Source organism: Streptomyces sp. NPDC054956, from assembly GCF_053609185.1.
Genome location: NZ_JBSGXB010000313.1, coordinates 1 through 8659 on the forward strand (window position 1 = coordinate 1; position 8659 = coordinate 8659).

General features: G+C 73.3%; 7 protein-coding genes. 2 read left to right on the forward strand and 5 right to left on the reverse strand.

Features of this window, described 5'->3' with window-relative positions:
• Positions 1-42: 42 nt before the first annotated feature.
• From hutH to ACWGDE_RS32415, 5 genes are all read right to left on the reverse strand, one after another.
• Complete coding sequence (hutH, locus tag ACWGDE_RS32395) at positions 43-1584, reverse strand: histidine ammonia-lyase (protein WP_453392615.1); 1542 nt, start codon at positions 1582-1584, stop codon at positions 43-45.
• Positions 1585-2123: 539 nt separating this feature from the next.
• Positions 2124-3254 carry a diguanylate cyclase domain-containing protein gene (locus tag ACWGDE_RS32400; RefSeq protein WP_453392610.1) on the reverse strand — a complete coding sequence of 377 codons (1131 nt, stop codon included), beginning with the start codon at positions 3252-3254 and terminating at the stop codon, positions 2124-2126.
• Positions 3255-3416: 162 nt separating this feature from the next.
• Positions 3417-4244 (reverse strand): enoyl-CoA hydratase/isomerase family protein, encoded by an 828-nt coding sequence (locus tag ACWGDE_RS32405; RefSeq protein WP_453392611.1) that lies wholly within the window; start codon positions 4242-4244, stop codon positions 3417-3419.
• Between the two features lie 56 nt (positions 4245-4300).
• On the reverse strand, positions 4301-5392 hold the full coding sequence (locus tag ACWGDE_RS32410) for an adenylate/guanylate cyclase domain-containing protein (protein WP_453392616.1): 1092 nt from the start codon (positions 5390-5392) through the stop codon (positions 4301-4303).
• Positions 5393-5678: 286 nt separating this feature from the next.
• Entirely contained in the window at positions 5679-6557 is an 879-nt protein-coding gene (locus tag ACWGDE_RS32415) for a biotin--[acetyl-CoA-carboxylase] ligase (RefSeq protein WP_453392612.1), read from the reverse strand.
• A 131-nt stretch (positions 6558-6688) separates the two neighbouring features.
• Between ACWGDE_RS32415 and ACWGDE_RS32420 the strand changes: the two genes are divergently transcribed.
• Together ACWGDE_RS32420 and ACWGDE_RS32425 are read left to right on the forward strand one after the other, a co-directional pair.
• Positions 6689-8284: an acyl-CoA carboxylase subunit beta gene (locus ACWGDE_RS32420; protein ID WP_453392613.1), complete on the forward strand. Its 1596-nt coding sequence runs from the start codon at positions 6689-6691 to the stop codon at positions 8282-8284.
• Positions 8285-8306: 22 nt separating this feature from the next.
• Positions 8307-8516, forward strand: coding sequence for an acyl-CoA carboxylase epsilon subunit (locus ACWGDE_RS32425; RefSeq protein WP_453392614.1), 210 nt, complete (start codon positions 8307-8309; stop codon positions 8514-8516).
• Positions 8517-8659 lie beyond the last annotated feature (143 nt).

Sequence of the window (8659 nt, forward strand, 5' to 3'; positions counted from 1 at the left end):
CGGGGTGACACCCCGGGCCGCGGCCCTTCTCGACTGCTTCGGCTAGGCCAGGGGGCCGGTCACGGATTCCACGGCCTCCACGAGCGCGCCGGACCGGACGAAGGCGTCGGCGGCGGCCAGGTCGGGGGCGAGGAAACGATCCGGCCCGGGACCCTCGACACCCGCGGCGCGCGCCGCCGCGATGGCGGCCTGGCTGGCCGGCGCCGGGGTGAGCCCGTGGCGCAGCTCGATGGCGCGGGTGGCCGCGTACAGCTCGATCGCGACGATCCGGGTGAGGTTGTCGACGGCGGTACGGAGCTTGCGCGCGGCCGACCACCCCATCGAGACGTGGTCCTCCTGCATGGCGGAGGACGGAATCGAGTCGGCGGAGGCGGGAACCGCGAGCCGCTTCATCTCACTCACCAGGGCGGCCTGCGTGTACTGGGCGATCATCAGACCGGAGTCCACGCCGGCGTCGTCCGCGAGGAAGGGCGGCAGGCCGTGGCTGCGGTTCTTGTCGAGCAGCCGGTCGGTGCGGCGCTCGGCGATGGAGCCCAGGTCCGCGGCGGCGATGGCGAGGAAGTCCAGCACGTAGGCGACCGGCGCACCGTGGAAGTTGCCGTTGGACTCGACGCGCCCGTCGGGCAGCACGACCGGGTTGTCGACGGCGGCGGCCAGCTCGCGGGAGGCGACCAGGGCGGCGTGCGCCATGGTGTCGCGGCCCGCGCCGGCGACCTGCGGGGCGCAGCGCACGGAGTAGGCGTCCTGGACGCGCGGGGCGGACTCCTCCTGGAAGTGCCCGGTGAGCCCGGAGCCCTTCAGCACGGCGGCCATGTTGGCGGCGGAGGCACCCTGGCCGGGGTGCGGGCGGATGGCGTGCAGCTCGGGCTGGAGCACCTTCTCGGTGCCGAGCAGCGCCTCGAGCGTCAGCGCGGCGGTGATGTCGGCGGAGGTGTACAGCTTGCCGAGGTCGGCGAGGGCCATGACCAGCATGCCGAGCATTCCGTCGGTGCCGTTGAGGAGGGCGAGGCCCTCCTTCTCACGGAGCTCGACGGGCTCGATCCCGGCCTCGGCGAGCAGCTCGCCGGCGGGCCGGACGACGCCGTCGGGGCCCTCCGCGTCACCCTCGCCCATGAGCGCGAGCGCGCAGTGCGAGAGGGGGGCGAGGTCTCCGGAGCAGCCGAGCGAGCCGTACTCGTGGACGACGGGGGTGATCCCGGCATTGAGCACGTCGGCCATCGTCTGCGCGACGGACGGCCGGACGCCGGTGTGCCCGGAGGCGACGGTCTTGAGCCGCAGGAACATCAGCGCACGCACGACCTCGCGCTCGACGCGCGGGCCCATGCCGGCGGCGTGCGAGCGGACGATGTTGCGCTGGAGCTGCGCGCGCAGCTCGGGGCTGATGTGCCGGGAGGCGAGCGCGCCGAACCCGGTGGACACCCCGTAGACGGGCTCGGGCTTGGCGGCGAGCGCGTCCACGATCTCCCGGGCCCGCGCCAGCGCGGCGACGGCCTCGGCGGAAAGCTCGACGCGGGCGTTGCCACGAGCGACGGCGATCACGTCCTCGGCGGTGGTCCCGGACGTTCCCACCACGACAGTGTGCATATCCATATTCAGCACCCTACGGACTGAATCTCTTCATGTCACCCCTTGCCTTCTTGACGCGCCTCTCGCACGCCTCGGCCCTGGCGGGCCTCAGCGGCTTCACGCCGCCGCGGGCCGGTCGGGGGCACCGCCACCGCCGCCTGGCGCGAGGGCCGGTGGCCGGGTGCGGCCGGTCCGGCGCGAGGGCCGGTGGCCGGGTGCGGCCGGTCCGCCCTGCGGGGCTGGGTCCCCTACCCGCCCTTCCACCGTCCCCGGGATCTGCCCGGACCCGGTCCTCAAACGCCGGACGGGCTGGAAGATGCCGCGCAGCGGCACATCCAGCCCCGCCTGCACATCCAGCCCCGCCGGCGTTTGAGGCGCGGGGGTCCGGGGGCTGGCCCCCGGCAGCGGCGCCGCACGCGGCAACGGGTCCGGGGCGGAGCTCCGGGGAACGGGGGAAGGGCGGGTAGGGGACAAGCGCCGCGCAGCGGCATACCCGCAGCCGGGGACCGGGAGGCCGCAGCGGCGCGGCTCGGGCTGCGCGACGGGGGCGGCCACGGCTACGCGCGGCCGCGGAAGCGGCGGCGTTCGCCCGGGTCGCCGGGTTCCGCGTCCGCGAGGCGGACCACCGCCGTGTCCCGCCCGGCCACCACCGGCTTCGCCGACCGCGCGGCCTTCGCCTTGTACTGGGCCGCGTCCGCCAGCCGGAACAGCCGCCGCGAGGATTTCACCGGCCCGATCGGGTCCCCCGTGGACGCGACCCCGCAAGCGACCCCTTCGCCCAGCTCCAGCTCGGCCGCGCGCAGGCACACCTCCTCGGTGACCCGTACCACCTCGTCCGCCGAGGGCCCGACGCTGACCAGGCAGAACTCGTCCCCGCCCAGCCGCGCGACCAGGGAGCCCGGCAGCATCGCCCCGCACAGGCTGAGCACCGAGCCGAAACGTTCCAGCAGCCGGTCGCCCATCGCGTGCCCGAGGGTGTCGTTGACCTTCTTGAGGCCGTTCAGGTCGCAGACGACCAGGCTGACCACCGTCGCCGCCCCGGCCGCCGCCGCACTCCTGCGGTGCTCCTCCAGCGCCTCGTCCAGCCGCATGTCCACGGCCCGCCGGTTGGCCAGCCCGGTCAGCGGGTCGGTGAAGGCCAGCCGCCGGGCCTCCTCGAGGCGGTCGTTCTGCGCGAGCCCGGCCGCGACCACCGCCGCGAGGACGGTCGCGAACTCCGCGTCGTCCTCGTCGAAGTCCGGCAGCCCTTCGTCCCGGGCCACGTACAGCTCGCCCCAGGCCCGCCCGCTCAGCACGATCGGCGCGACCACGCACGTCCCGCGCCCGCGCCGGCGCAGCGCATCGCCCCGGCGCCCGGGCCGGTCGCCGACCGCGCTCTCCACCCAGGCGTGGGGCCCGCCCCCGCCCACCCAGCGTTCGTGCAGGAACTCCGTGATCTCCGGGAAGTCGTGGACGGGGTACGACTCGTCCTCGGGGAACTCCTCCTCCCCGGCCCGCCGCTCCCCCTCGTTCACGAGCACCCGCAGGCGCCCCCGCTCCCGCTCCCACGCGGAGATCGCGGCGAACGACCCGTCCATCGCCAGCCTCGCTCCGCGCGCCGCGGCCCGGACACTGTCCCGCGGCGCGCACGCGGCCGCCATGGCCTGCGCGAGGCCCACAACGGCTCGCAGCCGCCCGTCAACACCCATCACCCCAGGTTAGGGGTTTTGTCCGATTTGGTGACAATTGACGCGACATTCAGTGGCACCAAGATCACGTTTGGTGACGAAACGACACCTTCCGGCACGACGCCCGCTGGCACGACACCTGTCGGCACGACACCCGCCGGCAGTCCGTCACCACCGCCCGCCTCACACCCCCGGCCACTGCGGCTTGCGCTTCTCGTTGAACGCCGCCACGCCCTCGGCCCGGTCCCCCGAGAAGGCGGCCGACCGCCACGCGGCGTCCTCGATCTCCAGGCCCGCCGTCAGGTCCATCCCGTGCCCGAGCCGCAGCGCCCGCTTCGCCGCCCGCAGCCCGACCGGGGAGTTCGCCGCCATCCGCGCGGCCAGGGCCAGGGCCTCCTCGCGGTCCGACCCCGCCGGGACCACCGAGTCCACCAGCCCCAGGGCCAGCGCCTCGCCGGCCTCCACGCGCCGGGCCGTGAAGATCAGCTCCGCGGCCCGCGCCGCCCCGACCCGCCGGGGCAGCAGCTGCGTCCCGCCGCCTCCGGGGATCACGCCGACCGAGACCTCCGGCAGCCCGACCACCGCGGTCTCGTCGGCCACGATGACGTCGCACGCGAGGGCCAGCTCGAAGCCGCCGCCCAGCGCGAACCCGTGCACCGCCGCGATCGTCGGCATCGGCAGCTCCAGCACGCCCCCGTACGCGCCGCGCGTGGTCGGCCGCTGCCGCACCAGTTCGGCGTCCGACAGGGAGTTGCGCTCCTTGAGGTCCGCGCCCACGCAGAACGCCCGCTCGGCGGCCGAGGAGAGCACGACGACCCGTACCGAAGCGTCCGCGGCCAGTGCGTCACACGCCGCCCCGATCGCCCGCGCCATCTCGGTGGACACCGCGTTCATCGCCTTGGGCCGGTCCAGGACCAGCTCCGCGACCCCGCCGTCGTGCCGGCGCACGGACACGAACTCCGACGCGGGTGATGCAGGCGATACGGACGATGCGGAGACCGATTCGGACACAGACGCAGGCGCAGACTCAGACGCGGACACAGGGCGACCCTCCCGGTTAACGAACGTTATCCGGGGATCTTAGGGTTCCGCCGCGTCAGCGACCAGGGCTCCACGACGCCGAGCCCGCGCACCGGGCGCTGCCACATCGGCTGGAGCGCGAAACGGTAGGTACCGCCGCCCTCCTCCGCCTCGGCTTCCTTCTCCGACACCGGCGCCGCGCCCGTCCGCCCGAGTTCCTCGGCCATGGCGCCGTCGACCAGCACCGCGTCCTTCGGCGCTATCGACGTCAGCCGCGAGGCCAGGTTCACCGTGGTCCCGAAGACATCGCCCATCCGGGTGGTCACGGTCCCGAAGGCGATCCCCACCCGCAGCTCCGGCATCTGCGGATCGGCGCCCATCGTCTCTATCAGCCGGAACGCGATCTCGGCCGCCGTCGCCGCGTCGTCGGCGCAGTACAGCACCTCGTCGCCCAGGGTCTTGATCAGCCGGCCGCCGTGCGCCGCCACCAGGTCCGCCGCCGTGGTCTCGAAGGCCTCGACGAGCTCGCCGAGCTCCTCCTCCTCCAGCCGCCGCGTGAGGCGGGTGAAGCCCACCAGGTCCGCGAAGCCCACCGCGAGCCGCCGGTCGACCATCTCCTCGTCGTCCGCCACCTGCACGACCCGCCCGGTCGCGGCCGCCAGCTGGCGCCGCCACACGTAGACGAGGAACTCCTCCAGCTCCGGCAGCAGCAGCTCGACCAGCGGGTACGTGACCTCCGTACGGGTCATTCCCGGCTCCGGCGGCTCCGTCAGCCCCTCCAGGAAGGAGTCGATCTGCCATTCCGCGAGCCGTGCCGTGGTCTGCCCGGTGGACCGCGCCACCTGGACCGCCATCGGCTCGCTCAGCAGCCCGGCCTCGACCAGGCCGGCGAGCCGGCGCAGCGCCAGTACGTCCGCTTCCGTCAGGGCCCTGGCCTGGCCGATGTCCGCGAAGCCCATGGCCCGCCAGAAGCGGGAGGCGAGCTCCATCGAGACACCGGCGCTACGGGCCGCCTGGAAGGGGGTGTACCGGCGCTCGGCGCCCAGGATCAGCTGTTCCAGGCGGATGGCCAGCGGGTCGGCCGTCGGCTGGACCGTGTGGTCGACCTCGTGGTGGGGAGTGTGCTGGTCCCGTCCGATCGGCGTCGAGTGGACACCCGAACCGCTCACGGTCGCACCGCTCGCGGTCGAACCGACGGCGGCGGCACCGCTCGCGGCCTGGCCGGAGCCGGTCGTCGCTCCGGAGGCGGGCGCGCTGGAGTGCGGGTCGTCGACGGTCAAGGGCCGCCTCCTGTCCATATCCGTGCGCACTGCCAACCGGTTGATCACCGCGAGGACCGGGATCGCCTAAACCATACGGCAGGTGTGCCGTAGCTCACTCCCCTACTCCGCGAGCGGGACCGGCCGGACCGCAGGCCGGGCGGCCCTACCGGACGGACCGCAGGTGGACCACGTCCCCCGCCCCCACGGCCTCCCGCTCCTCGTCGGCCGTCCGGACGACGAGCCGTCCGTCCGCGTCCACCGCTTCGGCCGTCCCGGTGAGGGTGCGCCCGCCGGGCAGCTCGGCCCGCACGTGCTTGCCGAGGGTCGCGCAGCCCGCCGCGTACGTCTCCTGCAGACCGCTGGCCGCCGGGTCGCCGCCGGCCGCGCGCCAGTCCCCGTACCACTGCTCCAGCGAGCGGAGCACGGCCTTGAGGAGCGGGTCCCGGTCGGTGACGGAGGCCTTGGCCAGCATCAGGGATCCGGCGGTGTCCACCGGCAGCTCGTCGTCGGTCAGCGTCACGTTGAGCCCGATGCCGAGGACGACCCCGTCACCGACGCGTTCGGCGAGGATCCCGCCGGTCTTGCGCTCCTCGCCGTCCACGGTGACCAGCAGGTCGTTGGGCCACTTGAGGGCGGTGTCCACCCCGGCGGCCCGCGAGAGCCCGGTCGCGGTGGCCACCCCGGCCAGCAGGGTCAGCCACCCCCACCGCTCCTGCGGCACCTGCGGCCCGGGCTTGAGCAGTACGGAGAAGAACAGTCCGGACCGCGCGGGCGCGACCCAGCTCCGGTCCAGCCTGCCGCGCCCGGCGCTCTGCTCCTCGGCGACGAGCACGGCCCCCTCGGGCAGTTCCCCGGCCCGGGCGGCGAGATCGCTGTTGGTGGACCCGGTGGACCCGACCACCTCCAGCGAGGTCCACAGCCCCTCCCCGGTCACGAGGGCCCGCTGCAGTGCGGCGGCGTTCAACGGCGGCCGGTCCAAACTCGACCAGCGGCCCGCGGAAGCTCCGGTCGGAGCCCCGCCTGATGCATCTGATGGCGTCATGCAAGCCAGATTAGGTGTGTCAAACGCCGCACTGCCGAGCGCCATGCCCGCCGATACGCTACGCACCAGTAGCTAGTAGTAGTCACGTAATTCACCAGGCCGTTGACACCACGCAGGGAGCCGCGACCCCGATGTCACAACCGTCAGAGCCGATCGACATGCACACCACCGCGGGGAAGATCGCGGATCTGCAGCGCCGCGTCGAGGAAGCCACCCATGCCGGGTCCGGGCGGGCGGTGGAGAAGCAGCACGCCAAGGGCAAGCTGACGGCGCGTGAGCGGGTGGCCCTGCTGCTGGACGAGGGGTCCTTCGTCGAGCTCGACGAGTTCGCCCGGCACCGGTCGACGAACTTCGGGCTGGAGAAGACCCGCCCGTACGGCGACGGCGTCGTCACCGGCTACGGCACCGTCGACGGGCGGCCCGTCGCCCTGTTCTCGCAGGACTTCACCGTCTTCGGCGGAGCCCTCGGCGAGGTCTACGGCCAGAAGATCATGAAGGTGATGGACTTCGCGCTGAAGACCGGCTGCCCGCTGGTCGGCATCAACGACTCCGGCGGCGCCCGCATCCAGGAGGGTGTCAGCGCGCTGGGCATGTACGGCGAGATCTTCCGCCGCAACGTGCACGCCTCCGGTGTGATCCCGCAGATCAGCCTGGTCGTCGGCCCCTGTGCCGGCGGCGCCGTGTACTCCCCCGCGATCACCGACTTCACGGTCATGGTCGACCAGACCTCGCACATGTTCATCACCGGCCCGGACGTCATCAAGACGGTCACCGGCGAGGACGTCGGCTTCGAGGAGCTGGGCGGGGCCCGGACGCACAACAGCACGTCCGGCGTCGCGCACCACATGGCGGGTGACGAGAAGGACGCCATCGAGTACGTGAAGTCGCTGCTGTCCTACCTCCCGTCGAACAACCTCTCGGAGCCCCCGGCCTTCCCCGAGGAGGCCGACACCGAGGTCTCCGAGAGCGACCGCGAGCTCGACGTCCTGATCCCGGACAGCGCGAACCAGCCGTACGACATGCACAAGGTGATCGAGCACGTGCTCGACGACGCGGAGTTCCTGGAGACCCAGTCGCTCTTCGCGCCGAACATCCTCACCGGCTTCGGCCGCGTGGAGGGCCACCCGGTCGGTGTCGTCGCCAACCAGCCGATGCAGTTCGCCGGCTGTCTGGACATCGACGCCTCCGAGAAGGCTGCCCGCTTCGTACGGACCTGCGACGCCTTCAACATCCCGGTGCTGACCTTCGTCGACGTGCCGGGCTTCCTTCCGGGCACCGACCAGGAGTACAACGGAATCATCCGGCGCGGCGCGAAGCTGATCTACGCGTACGCCGAGGCGACCGTCCCCCTGATCACCGTCATCACCCGCAAGGCCTTCGGCGGCGCCTACGACGTCATGGGTTCCAAGCACCTGGGCGCCGACCTGAACCTCGCCTGGCCGACCGCGCAGATCGCGGTCATGGGCGCGCAGGGCGCCGTCAACATCCTGCACCGCCGGGCGATCGCCGAAGCGGAGGAGGCGGGCAACGCCGAGGAGACCCGGGCGCGGCTCATCGCCGAGTACGAGGACGCGCTGCTGAACCCGTACACGGCCGCCGAGCGCGGTTACATCGACGCGGTGACGATGCCGTCCGAGACCCGGGCGCACGTGGTGAAGGGGCTGCGGCAGCTGCGCACCAAGCGGGAGTCCCTGCCCCCGAAGAAGCACGGCAACATCCCCCTCTAGCCGGCAGCACGAGGAGCTCGCAGTGGTGATCAAGGTCGTCAAGGGGAACCCGACCCCCGAGGAGCTGGCCGCCGCACTGGCGGTGGTCCAAGCGCGCGCGGCGGCACTGGCCTCGGTGCAGCCGGGCGCGCAGCGGGTGGCCGACGCGTGGGCCGCGCCGGGCCGGGTGGCACGGCGCACGCTGCCGCGGCCCGGTCCGGCCTCGTGGGGGCGTACGTACTGGCCCGCCTAGGCCCCGTCCGGGCGAATATGGCGTGAACGGACCGTGGCGCCTGAGTACCCGTACTCAGGCGCCCCCGGCGGTGCCGGGGGCCCGGAGGGGGGCTGGGGAGGTGAGACCCCCAACACGAGCCGCCCCAGGACCAGCGCGAGGCG